This is a genomic window from Viridibacillus sp. KH_047, from assembly GCF_057838945.1.
The window spans coordinates 18,338-38,976 of the sequence record NZ_CM174479.1 but is presented as its reverse complement, the minus strand read 5'-3'; the positions used below and the strand labels follow the sequence as shown (position 1 = coordinate 38,976).

18 protein-coding genes, 1 tRNA gene, 2 rRNA genes, 1 other RNA gene, 1 pseudogene and 1 other annotated feature are annotated in these 20,639 nt (G+C 39.6%); of the genes and pseudogenes, 5 read left to right on the top strand and 18 right to left on the bottom strand.

Going from position 1 to position 20,639, the window contains the following annotated elements:
- Positions 1–175: 175 nt before the first annotated feature.
- The 6 genes from AC3IS5_RS00180 to ffs form a co-directional block, all read right to left on the bottom strand.
- Positions 176–454 (bottom strand): pro-sigmaK processing inhibitor BofA family protein, encoded by a 279-nt coding sequence (locus AC3IS5_RS00180; protein ID WP_489426083.1) that lies wholly within the window; start codon positions 452–454, stop codon positions 176–178.
- 59 nt (positions 455–513) lie between these two features.
- Positions 514–729 carry a YaaL family protein gene (locus tag AC3IS5_RS00175; RefSeq protein ID WP_081730036.1) on the bottom strand — a complete coding sequence of 72 codons (216 nt, stop codon included), beginning with the start codon at positions 727–729 and terminating at the stop codon, positions 514–516.
- 17 nt (positions 730–746) lie between these two features.
- A complete protein-coding gene (gene recR, locus AC3IS5_RS00170; protein ID WP_489426082.1) occupies positions 747–1,343 on the bottom strand; it encodes a recombination mediator RecR in 597 nt (198 codons plus the stop codon).
- Positions 1,344–1,354: 11 nt separating this feature from the next.
- On the bottom strand, positions 1,355–1,675 hold the full coding sequence (locus tag AC3IS5_RS00165) for a YbaB/EbfC family nucleoid-associated protein (protein ID WP_390395659.1): 321 nt from the start codon (positions 1,673–1,675) through the stop codon (positions 1,355–1,357).
- Between the two features lie 29 nt (positions 1,676–1,704).
- A complete protein-coding gene (gene dnaX, locus AC3IS5_RS00160) occupies positions 1,705–3,483 on the bottom strand; it encodes a DNA polymerase III subunit gamma/tau (RefSeq protein WP_489426081.1) in 1,779 nt (592 codons plus the stop codon).
- A gap of 144 nt (positions 3,484–3,627) precedes the next feature.
- Positions 3,628–3,894: signal recognition particle sRNA large type (ffs, locus tag AC3IS5_RS00155), an RNA gene on the bottom strand.
- 269 nt (positions 3,895–4,163) lie between these two features.
- Between ffs and AC3IS5_RS00150 the strand changes: the two genes are divergently transcribed.
- Positions 4,164–4,256: transfer RNA gene (locus tag AC3IS5_RS00150), tRNA-Ser, on the top strand.
- 215 nt (positions 4,257–4,471) lie between these two features.
- Here the strand turns inward: AC3IS5_RS00150 and AC3IS5_RS00145 are convergent.
- The 4 genes from AC3IS5_RS00145 to AC3IS5_RS00130 form a co-directional block, all read right to left on the bottom strand.
- Positions 4,472–5,008, bottom strand: a complete 537-nt coding sequence (locus tag AC3IS5_RS00145; RefSeq protein WP_489426080.1) for an LOG family protein — start codon at positions 5,006–5,008, stop codon at positions 4,472–4,474.
- A gap of 143 nt (positions 5,009–5,151) precedes the next feature.
- On the bottom strand, positions 5,152–5,823 hold the full coding sequence (locus AC3IS5_RS00140; RefSeq protein ID WP_489426079.1) for a deoxynucleoside kinase: 672 nt from the start codon (positions 5,821–5,823) through the stop codon (positions 5,152–5,154).
- Complete coding sequence (locus AC3IS5_RS00135) at positions 5,820–6,458, bottom strand: deoxynucleoside kinase (protein WP_489426078.1); 639 nt, start codon at positions 6,456–6,458, stop codon at positions 5,820–5,822. Before AC3IS5_RS00135 ends, AC3IS5_RS00140 begins: the two co-directional genes overlap by 4 nt.
- Before the next feature lie 173 nt (positions 6,459–6,631).
- Positions 6,632–7,774 (bottom strand): glycosyl hydrolase family 18 protein, encoded by a 1,143-nt coding sequence (locus AC3IS5_RS00130; protein ID WP_489426077.1) that lies wholly within the window; start codon positions 7,772–7,774, stop codon positions 6,632–6,634.
- Positions 7,775–7,863: 89 nt separating this feature from the next.
- Here AC3IS5_RS00130 and tadA point away from each other — a divergent pair.
- The 3 genes and pseudogenes from tadA to AC3IS5_RS00115 all read left to right on the top strand — a co-directional run.
- A pseudogene (gene tadA / locus AC3IS5_RS00125) lies at positions 7,864–8,340 on the top strand (tRNA adenosine(34) deaminase TadA); the annotation flags it as partial.
- A 21-nt stretch (positions 8,341–8,361) separates the two neighbouring features.
- On the top strand, positions 8,362–8,814 hold the full coding sequence (locus AC3IS5_RS00120; RefSeq protein ID WP_489427786.1) for an SF0329 family protein: 453 nt from the start codon (positions 8,362–8,364) through the stop codon (positions 8,812–8,814).
- Positions 8,815–8,838: 24 nt separating this feature from the next.
- Entirely contained in the window at positions 8,839–9,024 is a 186-nt protein-coding gene (locus tag AC3IS5_RS00115; protein WP_489427785.1) for a hypothetical protein, read from the top strand.
- Here the strand turns inward: AC3IS5_RS00115 and serS are convergent.
- The 3 genes from serS to pdxS all read right to left on the bottom strand — a co-directional run bounded on the left by serS (position 9,006) and on the right by pdxS (position 12,144).
- A complete protein-coding gene (gene serS / locus AC3IS5_RS00110; RefSeq protein ID WP_193737880.1) occupies positions 9,006–10,292 on the bottom strand; it encodes a serine--tRNA ligase in 1,287 nt (428 codons plus the stop codon). The genes AC3IS5_RS00115 and serS overlap by 19 nt on opposite strands.
- Positions 10,293–10,412: 120 nt before the next feature.
- Positions 10,413–10,627, bottom strand: a binding site (T-box leader).
- A gap of 31 nt (positions 10,628–10,658) precedes the next feature.
- Positions 10,659–11,252, bottom strand: coding sequence for a pyridoxal 5'-phosphate synthase glutaminase subunit PdxT (pdxT, locus tag AC3IS5_RS00105; protein WP_489427784.1), 594 nt, complete (start codon positions 11,250–11,252; stop codon positions 10,659–10,661).
- A gap of 4 nt (positions 11,253–11,256) precedes the next feature.
- Positions 11,257–12,144 (bottom strand): pyridoxal 5'-phosphate synthase lyase subunit PdxS, encoded by an 888-nt coding sequence (pdxS, locus tag AC3IS5_RS00100; protein ID WP_489426076.1) that lies wholly within the window; start codon positions 12,142–12,144, stop codon positions 11,257–11,259.
- A 103-nt stretch (positions 12,145–12,247) separates the two neighbouring features.
- Here pdxS and pdxR point away from each other — a divergent pair, with 103 nt between their 5' ends.
- Positions 12,248–13,657, top strand: a complete 1,410-nt coding sequence (pdxR, locus tag AC3IS5_RS00095; protein WP_489426075.1) for a MocR-like pyridoxine biosynthesis transcription factor PdxR — start codon at positions 12,248–12,250, stop codon at positions 13,655–13,657.
- A gap of 33 nt (positions 13,658–13,690) precedes the next feature.
- On the opposite strand, the gene AC3IS5_RS00090 is transcribed toward pdxR, so the two are convergent.
- The 5 genes from AC3IS5_RS00090 to AC3IS5_RS00070 all read right to left on the bottom strand — a co-directional run bounded on the left by AC3IS5_RS00090 (position 13,691) and on the right by AC3IS5_RS00070 (position 20,536).
- Complete coding sequence (locus AC3IS5_RS00090; RefSeq protein ID WP_489426074.1) at positions 13,691–15,004, bottom strand: D-alanyl-D-alanine carboxypeptidase family protein; 1,314 nt, start codon at positions 15,002–15,004, stop codon at positions 13,691–13,693.
- A 145-nt stretch (positions 15,005–15,149) separates the two neighbouring features.
- Positions 15,150–16,616 carry an IMP dehydrogenase gene (guaB, locus tag AC3IS5_RS00085; RefSeq protein WP_489426073.1) on the bottom strand — a complete coding sequence of 489 codons (1,467 nt, stop codon included), beginning with the start codon at positions 16,614–16,616 and terminating at the stop codon, positions 15,150–15,152.
- 105 nt (positions 16,617–16,721) lie between these two features.
- Positions 16,722–17,201, bottom strand: a complete 480-nt coding sequence (locus AC3IS5_RS00080) for a glutathione peroxidase (protein WP_489426072.1) — start codon at positions 17,199–17,201, stop codon at positions 16,722–16,724.
- Positions 17,202–17,427: 226 nt separating this feature from the next.
- A 5S ribosomal RNA gene (rrf, locus tag AC3IS5_RS00075) occupies positions 17,428–17,543 on the bottom strand.
- 63 nt (positions 17,544–17,606) lie between these two features.
- Positions 17,607–20,536 (bottom strand): 23S ribosomal RNA (locus tag AC3IS5_RS00070).
- Between the last annotated feature and the right edge of the window lie 103 nt (positions 20,537–20,639).

The following is a 20,639-nucleotide window of genomic DNA, read 5'->3' as shown; positions in this document are numbered from 1 at the left end:
ATTTCTTTTTAGTTATTGTCCTGATAAGTTGCCTTGTTTCAGTAGCAACCTTTATATTATATCAACCTCACCTCTCGGTGTCAACAACTTTTTTAAGTTATTTTTAAGTTGATGTGTTACTTAAATTAGCAACTTAATTAATATAACACGCTTTATAAACCTGTGCAAGTGTTTTTTAAAAAAAGTTATAGTAGATAGATATTGCTACTACAGAGGCTACTCCTGGTATACCTAATAGCGCAACCAACAAGCTTGAGAAAAAGTTAATAGGAAGAAACAATCCTGCAAAACCTAATAAATAGTGTAGCGCGAACAATAGGACAAAAGAAAATGCTATACGAAACCAAAAAATTGATAGCCACTCGATCGCTTTACCCCAGTGCTTTCTCGTTCTCATTAATAGGAAGAAAAAAAACAACACCCCTACGAAACCAACAATCGGTTTCCACATCATATATATCCAACTCCTTTTAAGATAGTAGTGAAATATATGATTGGGATGCTGTTTTTAATTCATTTTCTTAATAAGATTTTTCGAATACGCGCTTCTTTAAATAGATAGAAGTGTTTACTTTCGGCAATTTTACGCTGCGCGATTGTATCTAGATCATAATCATCTAGTAAACCTTCAATTTCTTGCGTCTGCTGCCAATCTTCTTTAGTTTCTCTCATAAGAACCACTAACTTCTCATCAAACTCTTGACGTAACTTTTGTTTACGAAAAAACATCATATTCGCCCCTTACTTCACAGTTCGCGTCTTCCTTCTAACGCTTTTGATAAAGTTACTTCATCAGCATATTCCAAATCGCCGCCTACAGGTAAACCATGAGCTATACGAGTTGTACGTATACCTGACGGTTTCACTAAGCGCGAAATGTACATTGCAGTAGCTTCACCTTCTATAGTAGGGTTTGTAGCTAAAATCAATTCTTGTACTTGATCATCTTGCAATCTTTTCAATAATGTAGGTACATTAATGTCTTCGGGACCTATACCGTCCATCGGTGAGATCGCACCATGAAGTACATGATATAACCCGTGATAGTCACGCATTTTTTCCATGGCGATCACATCTTTAGGATCTTGAACAACACAGATCGTCGAAACATCACGTTGTTTATCCTGACAAATATGACATGGATCCACATCAGTAATATGACCACAAACTGAACAATACGTTAAGTTACGTTTAGCATCAACTAACGCTTTTGCAAAAGATAGAACAGTGTCTTCTTTCATTGTTAGCACAAAAAACGCCAGACGAGCCGCGGTTTTCGGCCCGATACCTGGCAATTTCATAAAACTATCGATTAATTTTGATATTGGTTCAGGGTAATGCATATCAATTCCTCCTAGAACATGCCGGGAAGGTTCATGCCTTTCGTGAATTGTCCCATTGTAGCATTTGTAGTTTCGTCTACTTTTTTGATTGCTTCGTTTGTAGCAATGATAATTAGATCTTGTAACATTTCAATATCTTCCGGATCTACTACTGATTCATCAAGAATAACGTCAGTTACTTTTTTCTCACCAGATATAACGACTTTCACCATACCTCCACCAGCTACACCTTCAAACACCTGAGTAGCTAGTTCTTCTTGAGCTTCCATCATTTTCTTTTGCATTTTCTGCATTTGTTTCATCATGTTATTCATATTTCCCATACCACGCATATTAGTTTCCTCCTCAAAATAATTAAAATTTACTCTTCTAGTATTTCTACAAAACCTTTACCAAAAAGCTCCTCTGCTTTTGCGACAAGCGGGTCCTCTGAAGGAATTCGCTCCTCTACAAAAAGAGGTTCTGTCATTTCGTTTACATTATCTGCAGGTGTTTCTTCTAATGAATGCACCTGTTTGTCCAGACCATGCTGACGTATGAAGTCTGCACGTATTTTCAGCCAATTATCCTCGGGCACTACTACAATTTCATAGGCCACACCTGTTAATGGTTGTAAGATTGTAGACATCGCTGAAAATGTACCATTATTAGTACCTATCGTGCAATAAACTCCCTGCTTCAATTTTAACACAAATGCATTAGAAGATGCTGCCACAGGTTCAGCGTCTTCCAAAAGCGCTGATTGTGATTTTTGAAGCTGATTTAGCACTTCAGACCACGCTGATTTTATCATTTGTAAATCTTTTTTCGTCGCTACTTTAAGTACCTCTTGAATTCGACCAACATTTATTTTCATACCACTATCTACTTTTGGTCGTTGTCGTTGTTGAGCAGGTGCTGTATTGTGTTGTTGTTGACCACCCTGTTGTAATTGGTGAACAATTTGTTCTAATGAGGCAATCTTCGCTTCAAGGTCTGCAACATTAGGTGATTCACCGGTAGATTGCATCAGTGGACTATTTGCTTGAGTAGGCGCTTGAATGATGGGTTGACCTGGAGCAAATTGTGCCATTTTCAACATGGCCGTTTCTAAGTAAATTTTGGAATGATGTGAAAAGCGCATCTCTTGTTGCGTCTTTGAAAGGATATCAACATAGCCATATAATGTATCAGTGGTAAATTGGTTGGCTAGAGTTTTGAACTTTTCATCTGACGAGGCAAGCTCAAGTAGATCCTCTAGATCAGGAGCTGTTTGAATTAGTAATAGGTCACGGAAAAATGTGATGAGATCCTCCGATAGACGAACAGCATCTTTTCCTTCGCTCATTAGCTTTTCCAAAAGCGCTAATACTTGTGCAATATCTTTGTCTCCTAATGCTTTTGCTAAATCATAGAAGACTTCCTGACTTATAGAGCCTGTCACGAATAGTGCATCCTCTAGTGTTAGCTTGTCCCCACTGAAAGATACAACTTGGTCCAGCATACTCAACGCGTCGCGCATACCTCCGGCAGCAGATTGAGCAATGACTTTTAATGCTTGCTCATCATATTGTAGTTCTATATCTTCTAAAACAATTTTCATACGTTCTAACAAGTCAATAGAAGAAAGCCGTTTAAAATCGAATCTTTGACAACGTGAAATAATCGTCGCCGGCAGCTTATGCGGCTCCGTCGTTGCCAATATGAAAACAACATGCGCAGGCGGTTCTTCTAAAGTTTTAAGTAAGGCATTAAAGGCACTTGTAGATAGCATATGAACTTCATCGATGATATACACTTTAAAACGAGCACTTGCAGGTGCAAAGCGTACTTTTTCAATAATCTCACGCATTTCTTCCACGCGAGAGTTAGATGCAGCATCAAATTCAATGACGTCAGGATGTGACCCATTTGTAATGCTAATACATGTCGCACATGTATTACACGGTTCCTCAGTTGGTGCATGCTCACAATTTAATGCTTTTGCAAATATTTTCGCCGTACTTGTTTTCCCTGTACCTCGAGGACCAGAGAATAAATAAGCATGCGTAGTTTTATTGGCAAGGAGAGCATTTTGGAGTGTCCGTTTAACATGCGTCTGTCCTGACATTTCTCTGAATGATTGTGGGCGATACACACGATAAAAAGCTTGATACGTCAACGTTTATCTCTCCTTTTTTGCCGATTAGTTTAATGTGTATATTATACCATAAGAGCGCTTCTTAAAGCCGCTCAATACCTTTAGATAAAAGAAAAACTCATTCGCCGAAAACGACGAATGAGTTTGAAATTTGCACGATAAATGCCGTGCACCTTCCTTCGACAGCCGTACATAAGCGTTACTTTTGTCGTTAGCTCTGATTAGGCAACCCTACGGCACATGCGATAATCCGCTTAATGCTGCTTCCTTCCGGACCTGACATGGTTCGCGGGTACGCATTGCGTAGGACCCAATCGTCAACACTACGTGCAAAAGGCAGACCAAACATACGGACAGCCTTAGAAAAGGACTTCAGTCTCGCTAGAGCGGATTGCGAGTTATAGGACACCGCTACCTTCCCACCTAGCACGGCATCTATTAGTATACGAAGAATAATAAAAAAAATCAATATAAAAGCATGAAACGAAATATTACAATTAATAAAGGAATGGTTATAAGATCGATTAACATCTTATTTCAGGCCATTCTTCACCTTCTAATTTAAAATGCTTTTCACTATAAAAACTCCATAAAATAGACCTTCTAAATATTATTTTAATTTTTTTATTAAAAAGTGTTGACGAGATATTCAATACATGATAAAGTATTACTTGTCAGAAAGACAACAACATACTTTCTTCGGAGGAATACCCAAGTCTGGCTGAAGGGATCGGTCTTGAAAACCGACAGGCGGGTCATACCGCGCGGGGGTTCGAATCCCTCTTCCTCCTCCATTTTATTTTTAAAAACACGCGCATAATATTGAGATTGTATTCGTTGCTAAAGTGACGAATTTTTTCTCTAATACATATAGTCAGAAATTTTAGAAACAAGCATTTATGTTTGTTTCTTTTTTTGTCTTCCATTAAAAACGAGTTACCTGAATTGATGTAGTTCTTTTTCAAAAGCAACATCAATATATCCACACCTATACATTACTTCCATACTTCTATGATTGATTTATAAATAGTAAGAGCTCTTCAGGCGAACTTACAACACCGATTTGCCCCTGCTGACTTTTCAACATGAAGCCTTCATCGACAGTATGTTGTAAATGCGCTTGAAGGAAATCATAATAATGATTGATATTATATAAGCATACCGCTTTCGAATGCTGACCTACTTGGGAAAGTGTTAGTACATCAAAAAACTCATCCATCGTCCCCGCGCCACCGGGCAAAGCAATAAAGGCATCTGCTAACTCGCCCATTTTAGACTTACGCTCATACATAGTATCTACAAACACCAATTCTGATAAACCTTGATGCGTAACCTCTTTCCATTGCATAAAAGTCGGCATAACACCAATTACTTCCCCTCCATGAGCTAATACCTCATCTGCCACTTTACCCATTAGACCTACAATCGATCCCCCATAAACAACCCCAACACCATTTATAGCCAAAAACTTACCGAGCTCTATTGCCTTCTCAGCATATATAGGATTTTCCCCCATCTTGGATCCACAGTAAATTGCTACTTTCATAAAATACACCCCTTTTTATGTCAAAATATAAAATAATGTACTTATATATGATTATATTCCGCCATTTCTTATATTAATTCTAAACGTATTATTAATTGCTATAAAAAAAGACTGTCGTTTAAATGACAGTCTTTCTAATATAATTATTTACGACGTAAATGTGATGTCTGTTCCATAAAGTGACTAATGCGTTCCACAATTACTTCTACTGTATCTGGATTTTCCATTAAGTCGTAGTCGTTGATATCTAAACGCAATACCGGACATGCATTAAAACTGTCGATCCAGTTTTCATAACATCCGTGCATTTCATACCAATAGTCCTTTGGTGTTTGTTGCTCCATTGGACGACCACGTTCTTCAATACGCTCTAAAATATCTTCAATTGGTCCTTCCAAGTAAATTAGCAAATCTGGATGAGGAAAATAAGGTGTCATGACCATTGCATCGAATAAGTTTTTATATGTTTCATAATCGGTTTTGCTCATCGTGCCTTTTTCTTCATGCATTTTAGCAAAAATTCCTGTGTCCTCATAGATTGAGCGATCTTGAATAAAGCCACCACCATATTCAAAAATGCGTTTTTGCTCCTTGAAACGTTCAGCTAAGAAATAAATTTGTAAATGGAAGCTCCATTTTTCGAAATCATCGTAAAACTTGTCCAAGTAAGGATTCGAATCGACCTTTTCAAATGACGTACGGAAATTTAATGCATTTGCTAATGCCTTTGTCATTGTCGATTTGCCGACACCTACTGTTCCAGCGATTGTAATAACTGCATTAGCAGGAATGCCGTATTTCTCTCTTAAATTCATGACTCGAAACTCCCTTTTTCTAATGTTTCTTCAACAGTTTTTAAGATTTTTTGTAAATCTGATGGTTTTTTTACAAAATCAATTTCATCACCATTGATACGTATTACCGGAATATCTGGGTTTTGTTTTTCAAATCGTTCAATAAATACATGGTAATCCGCAACGAGCTGCTCCATATACTCTCTTGAAATCATTTTCTCAAATTCTCGACCTCTCATGGCAATTCGTTTCATCAAAGTATCGACGCTTGCATGAAGATAAACGACTACATTTGGACATGGCATGTCAGCAGTTAATATCCGATATATTTCTTCATACTTGTGAAATTCAGACTCTTTTAATGTTCTTTTAGCAAAGATTAAATTTTTAAAAATGTGATAATCTGCAACTGCAGCTTTTTCATGTGATAGTATATGATTCTTTATATCTGTTAATTGTTTATAGCGATTACATAAGAAAAACATCTCTGTCTGGAAACTCCACTCATCAATGTCTTCATAAAATTTATTTAAAAACGGATTTTCGTCCACGATTTCTTTTAATAAGTGAAACTGAAAAGTCTCAGCAACTATTTTAGAAAGTGACGTTTTTCCGACGCCAATTGGCCCCTCAACCGTGATAAACGGTACAGGCATCAGAAGTCCCCCTTCATCGTCTTTTTAGTCAGTGCTTATCATTTTATCATAGTAACAAGAAAAGCAGAAGCGACTCGTTTAGTACATTTGATTAATAAAAATAACTCATATGCTAGATTCAAAACCACCATTATGTGCAAAAAAACCCCCAGTATCAACTGAAGGTTTTAATATTACCGTTTTTTCACGTAGAACATCTCTTGTATAAGCGCCCAGTTTTGAGGGAAGGCAAAACCCATATGCCAATAACTTATACCCCTTAACTTTAGTTCTTTTAGCAAATTGAACTTCGCTTCAATAGAACGTGCATCTTCAAACCACACGACATGCTCTACCCCATTACTCCAATAATGGAAGAATGGCGCTTCAGCTATTGGGTCATACGAAATCGCCGCATTTTGGTTTCTTGCCAGAGCAACAGCCTGTTGAGGGCTCAATCCTCTTGCAGGCGGATTTCCTGCTTTATATGGTAATGTCCAATCATATCCATATAAATTTTGCCCCATCATTACTTTTTCAGCGGGTATTTCGGTTATAGTATATTCTAACACCTGGCGTACTGGACCAATTGGTGATACTGCCATTGGTGGCCCTCCGCTATATCCCCATTCATATGTCATAATGACAACAAAATCAACCGCTTCACCTATTCCTTTATAGTCGTGCCCTTGATACCATTTCCCTGGCTGATTTGCACTCGTCTTGGGTGGTACTGCTGCTGAAATTGTTAATCCTTGAGCATGAGCTCTTTGTCTGAACCTGTTCAAAAACTCAACGTAACGTTGCTTATCCTCAGCTAACAAGTACTCAAAATCTAAGTGAATATCTTTTGCCCCTTTTTTAGAAGCTTCACTTAAAGCAGCTCCAATGATTAAATCTTGTAATGTAGTATCATTTAAAATAGTATGTGCTAATGTATCACTAAAAGCGTTATTCTCTATATTTGTTAATACGATGGCTGTTGCCGACTGATTAGCATTCGCTATCTCTGATATACTTCCCCAGTCCAGCGGTGTAAGAGTGCCATCACGTTTTACTTCATATGAAAATGGCATCATATAAGTTAATAATGGGGCACGTCTTCTCAGTTGAGCTATTAAACTTTCTGGAATTTCTGCTGTATACCATTCGACATAACCATTTGTATCAATTGTAGGGCGATTTGGATTTGGTGTTTCAGGTAATACAAGTGCTTGCCCAACAACTAGAACATCTGGATCTGGAATTTCATTAAGTGCAACAATCGTCGCGACTGTCGTATTATGCGCCCTGGCGATATTATATAAGTTATCACCTTGCTTCACTACATAAATCAAGTGCAACCTCCTCTAGCATTATTTCTCCAGTAATATATGCGAATTGGGTTTAAACCGTGCTACACTATTTGGCAAGGAGCGATGAATCTATGGACGTATTAAAAAAAGATCTATACTTTATGAAATTGGCCATCGAAGAGGCAAAAAGGGCTGCAGCACTAGGAGAGGTACCAATCGGGGCCGTCATTGTCTACAAGGATGAAGTCATCGCCAGTGCACACAATTTACGCGAAACTTCACAGAATGCAGTTACCCATGCTGAACTCATGGCAATTCAACAAGCCTGCAACAAAATTGGTAGTTGGCGATTAGAAGAAACAACTCTCTACGTTACGTTAGAACCTTGCCCTATGTGCGCGGGAGCAATTTTACAATCCAGAGTGCCACGTGTCGTTTATGGAGCTAGAGATAGCAAAGCAGGTTGTGTAGATTCACTCTATCATTTACTAGATGACTCACGATTTAATCATAAGTGTGAAGTAACGGAGGGCATATTAACAGCGGAATGTGGTCAATTATTAAGCGATTTCTTCAGTAGTTTACGTAGTAAGAAAAAAGCTGAACGAGCAACTTCTGTCCCTAAAGTTATACCATTTTCCAAGTTAAAATCAGACGTTGAAAGTTTCTTATGCGAGCCATTACAAGAAAAGGTCGAACTTCAATCTGCTACACATAATCAATCCCGTGATGATAGACCACACATTTGGCTAACGCTAAATAAAGATCAAATTTTTAATGTAGCGGATACAGCATTTATTAACGAACAACTTCAAGGTAATTACAATCCCGAAATACTCTCTACAGAAGCACCAATAGACGAGCAAAACAAAATGGCTAGCTTACATTTATATGACGCATTTACTCAATACCCCCATTTATCAATTGTAGATGCACTTGCTTCCACAAACCCAATTATTCGTGCATACGCATTACTTGATCGTCGAATAGGGAAACGTAAATTAAAAAACATGACTGCACCACAATCTTCATTAGAGCGAAAGTTTTATCAAATCCGTTGTGAGGCAGAAGGTATCCACTAAAATACACTCATTTAAGTTTTAGCCATATTTGATTACCGTTTAGGAAAACGTAGATTACAAAATTCAAACATGGCTGGAGCTCATCCAATTATTCAGCAATTTTATCAAATCCGCTGTGAAGCAGCGGGCATTTTAAATAAAAAAAGGCTAATGCAGGAGAGCCCCCTAGCATTAGCCTTTTCGTTTATAAATTATTTAGTTGGTGCTTGAATTACTTCTTTACCGCCCATATATGGACGTAAAACTTCAGGAATAACTACAGAGCCATCCGCTTGTTGATAATTTTCAAGAAGAGCTGCAACTGTACGACCAATTGCTAGACCGCTACCATTTAATGTGTGTACATATTCAGGTTTTGCTCCTGTTTCACGACGGAAACGGATATTGGCACGACGCGCTTGGAAATCTTCAAAGTTAGAGCAAGAAGAGATTTCACGGTACGTACCTTGCGCTGGGATCCATACTTCTAAATCGTATTTTTTCGCAGCAGTAAAGCCTAAATCAGATGTACACATTTTCAATTTACGATATGGTAACCCTAAAAGTTGAAGAACCTTTTCAGCATGACCAGTTAATTTTTCTAATTCTTCATAAGAATCTTCTGGTTTCACGAAACGTACAAGTTCTACTTTGTTAAATTGATGTTGGCGAATTAAACCACGCGTATCACGGCCTGCAGATCCCGCTTCAGAACGGAACGAAGCACTATAAGCTGAAAAACCTTTCGGTAAAACATCTGCATCTAAAATTTCATCACGGAAGAAGTTTGTTACCGGTACTTCTGCAGTTGGGATTAAGAAGTAATCTGTATCCGCTAATTTGAAGACGTCCTCTTCAAATTTCGGCAGCTGACCTGTACCTGTTAAGCTATCGCGGTTAACGATTACAGGTGGTAACATCTCTTCATAACCGTGTTCTTCAGAATGTAAGTCCATCATGAAACTCATTAAAGCACGTTCTAAACGAGCACCTAAGCCACGGTAAAATACAAAACGGCTACCTGTTGTTTTTGCAGCACTTTCAAAATCGATGATGTTCAAATCTGTACCTAAATCCCAGTGCGCTTTAACCTCAAAATCAAACTCTGGAATGTCGCCCCATTTAGCTACTTCCACATTATCATCTTCCGTGTCTCCAACTGGTACACTTTCATGTGGAATATTTGGTAAACGCATCATCATATCTTGGAATTTACCTTCTACTTCACGAAGATCTGTATCTAATGCTTTAATGTCATCGCCAACTTTACGCATATGTGCAATTTCAGCATCCGCATTTTCTTTATTACGTTTCTTTTGAGCAATTTGTTCAGAAACTTGGTTACGCTCAGCTTTTAATACTTCTGTTTTTGCGATTAAATCACGACGTTGTTGATCAAGAGTTTCAAATTGATCAAAAGTCCCTAAATCTTCATTACGGTGAGATAGCTTCTCTTTAATTTCCGTATAATTATCACGGATTCGTTTAATATCTAACATATGTCCATTCCTCCAGTTTTGTAAATTCGATAATAGAAATGTATCAAGGTTATCTTACAAAACAATACTTTAGGTCTAGGTTGCACTAAAAATAAGCAACAAAAAAGCCCTCATCCCCATGAAAGGGACGAGAGCATACCCGCGTTGCCACCCTAATTGATTGCATCTAGATGCAATCCACTTGTTTCATAACGGCTTGTTGGCCGGCCACAGCCTACTAAAGATTCAGCTGAGCAACTCCAGGACGGATTCACAAGGTTTTTTATCGACTTACACCAACCGTCGACTCTCTATAAAAAAACTTTCTTGCTACTACTTCCTATCATCGTGTTTAATATGAATTTTATCCATACTTTACAATAGATTTCATCGTTTTGCAAGTATGGTCAAAACACTTTGTTCAACCATCTGCACAAAGTATGTCATAATTCGTTGATCTTCTGTCAATTCAGGATGAAAAGAACAGCCTAGAAACTGCCCATCTTTCGCTAAAACAACGCGCCCATCATACTGTGCTAATACTTCAACGTTCGATCCCACTGTTACAATATGAGGTGCACGTATAAATATTGCCGGGAAGTTTTCACCAATGTTTTTTATAGAGAGAGGTATTTCAAAGCTATCAACCTGTCTACCAAATGAATTCCGCTCAACAATAACATCCATTACACCAATATGTGGTGATTGCTGACCAATGACATTTTTAGCTAATAATATTAATCCTGCACAAGTACCGAATATTGGTTTACCATCGTCAGCAAATTGACGAAGAGGTTTCATCATGCCGTAACGGTCAATTAGCTTCCGCATCGTTGTACTTTCACCACCCGGTAGTACAAGACCTTCAAGCTCCCTTAGTTGTTCTGCATGCTTTACAATGATTGCAACAGCACCAGCTGCTTCTATAGCCTGAACATGCTCACGTATCGCGCCTTGTAAACCTAAAACACCGATTTTCACCATCTTACCAGCCTCGATCTTGCATACGATCTTGTGGGTTTAAGCGAGAAATTTCGATACCTTTCATCGGAACCCCTAGTTCCTTCGAAATTTCAGCGATTAATTTATAATCCTTGTAATGAGTAGTTGCTTCTACAATGGCTTTTGCAAACTTGGCAGGATTTTCAGATTTAAAAATACCTGAGCCTACAAAAACACCATCTGCTCCAAGCTCCATCATCAACGCTGCATCAGCAGGAGTTGCTACACCACCAGCGGCAAAATTCACGACCGGTAATCGACCTAAACGATTGATTTCTAATAAAAGCTCAAAAGGTGCACCTAAAATTTTTGCCTCTGTCATTAGCTCATCCGGTGTCATGTTTGCAACTTTACGTACCTGTGCATTCACTTGACGTATATGACGAACAGCTTCAACTATATTACCCGTTCCTGGCTCCCCCTTTGTACGAAGCATCGATGCCCCTTCACCAATACGACGTGTCGCTTCACCTAAATCACGACATCCACAAACAAAAGGTACTTTATAATCGCTTTTTAGCAAATGATATTCTTCATCTGCTGGTGTCAACACTTCACTTTCATCAATGTAATCTACGCCCATTGCTTCTAAAACACGAGCTTCTACAATATGGCCAATACGAGCTTTCGCCATTACAGGAATTGATACGGCTGACATCACTTCTTCCACAATACGAGGATCTGCCATACGTGCTACTCCACCAGCAGCCCGAATATCAGAAGGTACACGCTCAAGGGCCATAACAGCAACTGCGCCCGCTTCCTCCGCAATTTTCGCCTGCTCAGCATTAATTACATCCATAATTACGCCACCCTTTTGCATTTCTGCCATTCCACGTTTTACTCGATCTGTACCTGTTTGATTTGCCATTTCCATCGCCTCCATTTTCTTGTATGATGTTAGTATAATGAAAATTGACCATATAAAAAGATTCAGTTTATATGTAAACCATATGGTCAGAAGAGGTGATATGATGGATATGCTTATGTTTCAGCTAGAAAGAAATTCTAATAAACCTATGTACGAACAGCTCTACGAAGGCATTAAGAAAGGCATTACAGAAGGTACAATACCAACTGAATCTAAACTTCCTTCAAAAAGAAAATTAGCAGAATTTTTAAATATTAGTCAAACAACAATTGAACTAGCCTATGCACAATTACTAGCAGAAGGCTTTATTGCATCAAAGGCCCGTGTCGGATATTTCGTTGAAGCTGTTGAAGAACTTGCTTATATAGAAAAGGATTCTCAACATCCAGCGATTCCAACTTCCTTATCCCGAGAAACATTTAAAATAGATTTTAATCCGGGACAAATTGATACAGAATCATTCCCATTCCATCTTTGGAGAAAATATGCGAAGGAAGCAATTGATGAGCAATCTCAAGAATTATTACTAATTGGTTCACCCCAAGGAGAGCAAGAATTACGCGAGGAAATTGCAACGTATTTGTATCAATCAAGAGGTGTTATATGCGCACCCAATCAAATTGTAATTGGCTCTGGGACAGAACAACTTATGCCTATGATTATTCGCCTTCTAGGAGCCTCTTCTCGCTTTGCAATTGAAAATCCAGGTTACCCATTAACTCATCACATCTTTAAGCAAACAGATCGTCCTGCTATACCGATAAATGTTGATGATGAGGGTCTATTGGTCAATGATTTGGAGCACTCTAGGGCTAATGTTGTCTATGTCACGCCCTCGCATCAATTTCCTACTGGTGCAGTATTATCTGCTCCGAGGAGAGCACAGCTTTTAAACTGGGCTTCTCAAAAGGATGATCGTTATATTATCGAAGACGACTATGATAGTGAATTTCGTTATATTGGGAAACCAATTGCTGCATTACAAGGAATGGATAAAAGTGATAGCGTGATTTACATAAGTACCTTTTCTAAATCACTCATGCCTTCACTACGCATTGCCTACTTTGTACTACCTCCAAAGTTAGTAGAAGTGTACAATCAGGCGTTTAATTACTATACATCAACTGTACCTCGCTTCGAACAGCATATTCTCGCACAGTTCATGCGAGATGGCCATTTTGCGAAGCATTTAAATCGAATGCGTAAAATCTATCGTAAAAAATTAGAAAAGCTTACAATGGCTCTAGAACCATTTTCACCAACTGTTAAAATTTCCGGCGAACAAGCAGGTATGCATATCGTACTAACAATCTCCCACACAAAAAATGCAACAGAATTGAAAGACTTGGCACAAGGAAAAGGTATTCGTATTATACCCATTCAGGAATATATGATGGATACATTTCTAAATGAAAAATCGACACAGTTTCTACTCGGTTTTGGGGGAATTAAAGATGAAGAAATTAATCAATCTGTGCAACAATTAATGAAAGCTTGGGGAATTAGAGCATAAAAAAAGGCAATCGTTATGATTGCCTTTTTTATATTAGAATATTTTATTCCATAAATCAGAGAAGAAGTTACCAATACCTTTGAATGCTCGGGAAATCCATCCAGATTTCTCAACAGTAGCTGTAGTGACTACCTCTGCATTGTTTACTTCTCCATCAATAAATCCATAATCTTTACCTTCAGTTTTTTCGATTTCAACATGTCCAACAACAGCACCTTTTTTAACAGGTGCGTCTAGTTCTTTTTTATCTAAAACTAATTTTGGTTTATATAAATCTCTATCTGAAGTTTTTACCATAATTGAAATTGCTTCTTTTGTAGCAATGTTCACTTTATCTTCTTTACCATCAATTACAGGTATCGTTTTTTGTCCTTTAAACGTATAGTTGGCCGGGACAATTTCTTCTGTAGTAAATTGATTGAAACCATAGTCGAATAATGCGCGAGTTGCGTCAAAACGAGCTTTATATGTTCCTTCACCTTTAGCATCTACAGCATCTAAAACAACTGCAATTAGACGTGTTCCATTGCGTGTTGCAGTACCTGTGAAACAGTACCCAGCAAAATCAGTTGTACCCGTTTTTAATCCATCTACACCTTCATATTCAAATACTAGACCAGGTAGCATGAAATTCCAGTTAGACATGTCTATTGCATCATCTGTACCTTCACGGAATGTTTTTTTCGTAATGCTTGAAGTTTTCAATACATCAGGGTGATCTTTTAATAAATGATAGGCTAATTTAGCAACAGATTTTGCGGGCATCTTATTCTCAGCAGTTTTACCAGTACCTGCTGGTTCCATACCGTCTAGTTGTGCATTATTTAAACCTGTTGAGTTAACGAAAGTATAATTCTTCAAACCCATTTTTTTTGCTTTTTTATTCATCATGTTCACAAATTCTGTTTCTGAGCCAGCAATTGTTTCTGCAATTGCAATAGTCGCTCCATTTGCTGAGTAAATTGCCATTGCTTCATATAATTCACGAATTGTATATTCACCGTCAGCGCGTAGAGGTACGTTACTAAGTGCACGATTTTGGGAAATTTTATATGCATACTCTGTCACTTTATATTTTTGATCCCAAGTAATTTTACCTTCTTTAATTGCATCTAGTAATATATATTCTGTCATCATTTTTGACATACTAGCAATTCCTAAAGACTTGTCCGCATTCTTTTGGTATAAAATTTTACCTGAGTCTGCATCGATTAAAATAGCGCCTTTAACGCGCAGATTAAGTTCGTCTTCTGCATTAGCTGCTTTAGGTATTGTTACAAACATACTTAACAGCAAAGCAGAAACCATGATAATACGTAACCATGTGTTTTTTCTTGATGTTTTCACCATAATACCTCCATATGTGTTGTGTTCATATTACTCCTCTTACTCCGCTCATTTTAACATAGAATCAGCGCTCGCAACTACGGTGTATAAAAAAACACCCTTTCTACATCTAGTTTGACGTAGAAAGGATGGGAAAGTTTCGAAATTATGAGATTGAGTAGTTCGGCGATTCTTTCGTAATCTGAACATCATGTGGATGACTTTCACGTAAACCAGCACCAGTCATACGAACGAACTGTGCATTTTCACGTAAATCGCGAAGATCTTTCGTACCGCAATATCCCATACCTGAGCGAATACCTCCAACTAATTGGTGAATCGTATCTGCTAGAGGCCCTTTGTAAGGAAGACGTCCTTCAATACCTTCTGGAACAAGCTTTTTCGCATCTTCTTGGAAGTAACGATCTTTTGAACCTTTTTCCATAGCTCCTACTGAACCCATGCCACGATATACTTTAAATCGACGACCTTGGAAGATTTCAGTTTCTCCTGGAGATTCAGAAGTACCTGCAAGTAAGCTACCTAGCATTACTACATGTCCGCCAGCAGCTAAAGCTTTAATAATATCACCTGAGTACTTAATACCGCCATCAGCAATAATTGTTTTACCTTGTTTACGAGCTTCTGCTGCGCAATCATAAATTGCTGTAATTTGAGGTACACCAACACCTGCAACAACACGAGTTGTACAAATTGAACCAGGCCCAATCCCTACTTTAACTACATCAGCGCCAGCTTCATAAAGAGCTTTTGTAGCCTCACCTGTTGCAACGTTACCAGCGATAATATCTAAATCTGGGAATGCTGCGCGAATATCTCTTACTACTTCTAAAACACCTTGTGAGTGACCATGTGCTGTATCGATTACAATTACATCTACTTGTGCGTCTACTAATTTTTGTACACGAACCATAGAATCTTTCGTAACACCAACTGCAGCACCTACAAGTAAACGACCTAAATGGTCTTTAGCAGCGTTCGGGAATTCCATAACTTTTTCTATATCTTTAATTGTGATTAAGCCTTTTAAGACGCCTTCATCATCAACGATTGGCAATTTCTCGATTTTATATTGTTGAAGTATTTTTTCTGCATCGTCTAAAGTTGTTCCAACAGGAGCTGTAACTAGATCTTCTTTAGTCATAACTTCATCAATTTTTTGAGAGTAGTCTTGTACAAAGCGTAAATCACGGTTTGTAATAATTCCTACTAATTTAAGTTCTTTATCATTATTTACAATTGGAACACCGGAAATACGGTATTTTCCCATTAAATGTTCTGCATCAAATACTTGATGAGACGGTGTTAGGAAAAACGGATTTGTAATAACTCCATTTTCAGAGCGTTTTACTTTCTCTACTTGATCCGCTTGCTCTTCAATGCTCATATTTTTGTGAATGATACCAATACCACCTTGACGAGCCATAGAAATTGCCATTGGTGCCTCAGTTACTGTATCCATTCCAGCACTAATAATAGGGATATTCAATTTAATTTTTGGTGTTAAATTAACTGATAAACTTACATCTTTCGGTAATACTTCAGAATGTGCTGGTACAAGCAATACATCATCAAACGTTAAACCTTCTTTGGCAAATTTCGTTTCCCACATTTCGGTAACTCCTCCTGTTTTGTAAAAGAATATTAATTGTAAGATTAACAACGTGGCTATTCACTTGTCAAGGACTCTTCGATAAATAAGATTATTTAGAATTTTTCACTTCAATGTAGATTTTAAGTCATTTTCAATTTTAGCAGGTGAAGTTTGAGGTGCATAACGCGCTACAACCTTCCCCTCTTTATTTATTAAGAACTTAGTGAAATTCCATTTAATCCCCTCAGTTAGTAACCCTTTTTTCTCTGAAACTAAATGTTTAAATAATGGATCAGCATTGTCACCCTTTACATCCACCTTTGCAAACATTGGAAAGGTTACTCCAAAATTTCTTTGACAAAATTGCATTGTTTCATCGATATTAGCAAACTCTTGGTTATTAAATTGATCACAAGGAAAGCCCAAAATTTCAAATCCTTGTTCGTTATATTCTTCATACATTGCTTGTAGTTCTTTAAATTGTGGCGTAAAACCACATTTACTTGCTGTATTCACAATTAACAATGGTTTACCAGTAAACTCACTTAAATTCTGTTGATCTCCGTCTATCTTCTTAACCGTAAAATCATAAACTACCGTCATTTTTCATACCTCCTATTAGAATAAGTTCTGCTATTCTATTTGATTGTATTTCTTTTAACCATATGTTTTATTTGATATTTGTACAAGAAAAATGAATTCAAATAGAGTATTTAAACCTAAATCATGATAGATACATAGAAATCCTCAAATATTTAGCTTTAGGGTATATAATACTATGGAATATATAAAAAAAGCACAACTGATTAAATCAGCTGTGCTTTAATGTGCCTAGCAACGTCCTACTCTCACAGGGGGAGACCCCCAACTACCATCGGCGCTAAAGAGCTTAACTTCCGTGTTCGGCATGGGAACGGGTGTGACCTCTTTGCCATCATCACTAGACTATATTAGAGAACTTGTTCTCTCAAAACTGGATAAATTACATTGAAGTTTGTTAAGTAAAATTTGGTTAAGTCCTCGATCTATTAGTATTCGTCAGCTCCGTATGTCGCCACACTTCCACCTCGAACCTATCTACCTCATCGTCTTTGAGGGATCTTACTTACTTGCGTAATGGGAAATCTCATCTTGAGGGGGGCTTCATGCTTAGATGCTTTCAGCACTTATCCCGTCCACACATAGCTACCCAGCGATGCCCTTGGCAGAACAACTGGTACACCAGCGGTGTGTCCATCCCGGTCCTCTCGTACTAAGGACAGCTCCTCTCAAATTTCCTACGCCCACGACGGATAGGGACCGAACTGTCTCACGACGTTCTGAACCCAGCTCGCGTACCGCTTTAATGGGCGAACAGCCCAACCCTTGGGACCGACTACAGCCCCAGGATGCGATGAGCCGACATCGAGGTGCCAAACCTCCCCGTCGATGTGGACTCTTGGGGGAGATAAGCCTGTTATCCCCGGGGTAGCTTTTATCCGTTGAGCGATGGCCCTTCCATGCGGAACCACCGGATCACTAAGCCCGTCTTTCGACCCTGCTCGACTTGTAGGTCTCGCAGTCAAGCTCCCTTATGCCTTTACACTCTACGAATGATTTCCAACCATTCTGAGGGAACCTTTGGGCGCCTCCGTTACTCTTTAGGAGGCGACCGCCCCAGTCAAACTGCCCGCCTGACACTGTCTCCTACCCCGCTAAGGGGCATGGGTTAGAAGTTCAATACATCTAGGGTAGTATCCCACCAACGCCTCCTCCGAAGCTGGCGCTCCGGAATCTCTGGCTCCTACCTATCCTGTACAAGATGTATCAAAATTCAATATCAGGCTACAGTAAAGCTCCACGGGGTCTTTCCGTCCTGTCGCGGGTAACCTGCATCTTCACAGGTACTATAATTTCACCGAGTCTCTCGTTGAGACAGTGCCCAGATCGTTACGCCTTTCGTGCGGGTCGGAACTTACCCGACAAGGAATTTCGCTACCTTAGGACCGTTATAGTTACGGCCGCCGTTTACTGGGGCTTCAATTCGCACCTTCGCTTGCGCTAAGCACTCCTCTTAACCTTCCAGCACCGGGCAGGCGTCAGCCCCTATACGTCACCTTACGGTTTTGCAGAGACCTGTGTTTTTGCTAAACAGTCGCCTGGGCCTATTCACTGCGGCTCTCTCGGGCTTTCACCCTACTAGAGCACCCCTTCTCCCGAAGTTACGGGGTCATTTTGCCGAGTTCCTTAACGAGAGTTCTCTCGCACACCTTAGGATTCTCTCCTCGACTACCTGTGTCGGTTTGCGGTACGGGCACCTTTTACCTCGCTAGAGGCTTTTCTTGGCAGTGTGAAATCAGGAACTCCGGACATACGTCCTCGTCATCACAGCTCAACGTTATAGAAATGGGATTTGCCTCATTTCACGCCTCACTGCTTGAACATGCATAACCAACAGCATGCTTACCCTATCCTACTGCGTCCCCCCATTGCTCAAATGGTAAATAGGTGGTACAGGAATATCAACCTGTTGTCCATCGCCTACGCCTATCGGCCTCGGCTTAGGTCCCGACTAACCCTGAGCGGACGAGCCTTCCTCAGGAAACCTTAGTCATTCGGTGGACGGGATTCTCACCCGTCTTTCGCTACTCATACCGGCATTCTCACTTCTAAGCGCTCCACCAGTCCTTCCGGTCTGACTTCACAGCACTTAGAACGCTCTCCTACCACGGACATCTAAGATGTCCATCCACAGCTTCGGTGAATTGTTTAGCCCCGATACATTTTCGGCGCAGCGTCACTCGACCAGTGAGCTATTACGCACTCTTTAAATGATGGCTGCTTCTGAGCCAACATCCTGGTTGTCTAAGCAACGTCACATCCTTTTCCACTTAACAATTACTTTGGGACCTTAGCTGGTGGTCTGGGCTGTTTCCCTTTTGACTACGGATCTTATCACTCGCAGTCTGACTCCCGTGCATAAATCACTGGCATTCGGAGTTTGTCTGAATTCGGTAATCCGGGATGGACCCCTAGTTCAAACAGTGCTCTACCTCCAGGATTCTCTATCACGAGGCTAGCCCTAAAGCTATTTCGGAGAGAACCAGCTATCTCCAGGTTCGATTGGAATTTCTCCGCTACCCACACCTCATCCCCGCACTTTTCAACGTACGTGGGTTCGGGCCTCCAGTAAGTGTTACCTTACCTTCACCCTGGACATGGGTAGATCACCTGGTTTCGGGTCTACAACCACATACTCATTCGCCCTATTCAGACTCGCTTTCGCTACGGCTCCGTCTTCTAAAACTTAACCTCGCATGTAATCGTAACTCGCCGGTTCATTCTACAAAAGGCACGCTATCACCCATTAACGGGCTCTAACTACTTGTAGGCACATGGTTTCAGGATCTATTTCACTCCCCTTCCGGGGTGCTTTTCACCTTTCCCTCACGGTACTGGTTCACTATCGGTCACTAGGTAGTATTTAGCCTTGGGAGATGGTCCTCCCAGATTCCGACGGAATTTCACGTGTTCCGCCGTACTCAGGATACACTCAAGAGAGAATGAACTTTCAACTACAGGGCTGTTACCTGCTCTGGCGGGCCTTTCCAGACCGCTTCATTTAACTCATTCCTTTGTAACTCCATATAGAGTGTCCTACAACCCCAAGAGGCAAGCCTCTTGGTTTGGGCTATTCCCGTTTCGCTCGCCGCTACTCAGGGAATCGATTTTTCTTTCTCTTCCTCCAGGTACTTAGATGTTTCAGTTCCCTGGGTCTGCCATCAAGACGCTATGTATTCACGTCAAGATACTGCTCCATTACGAACAGTGGGTTCCCCCATTCGGAAATCTCCGGATCAAAGCTCACTTACAGCTCCCCGAAGCATATCGGTGTTAGTGCCGTCCTTCTTCGGCTCCTAGTGCCAAGGCATCCGCCATGCGCCCTTAATAACTTAACCTAAAAGTTAGTTATTAAGCCTAAAAAACTTAATAATAAAAAATGTGTTACTTAATTTGCTTCAATGTCGTTTTATCCAGTTTTCAAAGAACAAGGTTTTGAAG

Excerpts from the sequence above, each read along its gene's own strand:
- AC3IS5_RS00180 (WP_489426083.1), bottom strand. The coding sequence starts at position 454 with ATGATGTGGAAACCGATTGTTGGTTTCGTAGGGGTGTTGTTTTTTTTC.
- AC3IS5_RS00175 (WP_081730036.1), bottom strand. The coding sequence starts at position 729 with ATGTTTTTTCGTAAACAAAAGTTACGTCAAGAGTTTGATGAGAAGTTA.
- recR (WP_489426082.1), bottom strand. The coding sequence starts at position 1,343 with ATGCATTACCCTGAACCAATATCAAAATTAATCGATAGTTTTATGAAA.
- AC3IS5_RS00165 (WP_390395659.1), bottom strand. The coding sequence starts at position 1,675 with ATGCGTGGTATGGGAAATATGAATAACATGATGAAACAAATGCAGAAA.
- AC3IS5_RS00145 (WP_489426080.1), bottom strand. The coding sequence starts at position 5,008 with ATGAAAGTAGCAATTTACTGTGGATCCAAGATGGGGGAAAATCCTATA.
- AC3IS5_RS00140 (WP_489426079.1), bottom strand. The coding sequence starts at position 5,823 with ATGAATTTAAGAGAGAAATACGGCATTCCTGCTAATGCAGTTATTACA.
- AC3IS5_RS00135 (WP_489426078.1), bottom strand. The coding sequence starts at position 6,458 with ATGCCTGTACCGTTTATCACGGTTGAGGGGCCAATTGGCGTCGGAAAA.
- serS (WP_193737880.1), bottom strand. The coding sequence starts at position 10,292 with ATGTTAGATATTAAACGAATCCGTGATAATTATACGGAAATTAAAGAG.
- pdxS (WP_489426076.1), bottom strand. The coding sequence starts at position 12,144 with ATGGCAAATCAAACAGGTACAGATCGAGTAAAACGTGGAATGGCAGAA.
- pdxR (WP_489426075.1), top strand. The coding sequence starts at position 12,248 with ATGGATATGCTTATGTTTCAGCTAGAAAGAAATTCTAATAAACCTATG.
- guaB (WP_489426073.1), bottom strand. The coding sequence starts at position 16,616 with ATGTGGGAAACGAAATTTGCCAAAGAAGGTTTAACGTTTGATGATGTA.
- AC3IS5_RS00080 (WP_489426072.1), bottom strand. The coding sequence starts at position 17,201 with ATGACGGTAGTTTATGATTTTACGGTTAAGAAGATAGACGGAGATCAA.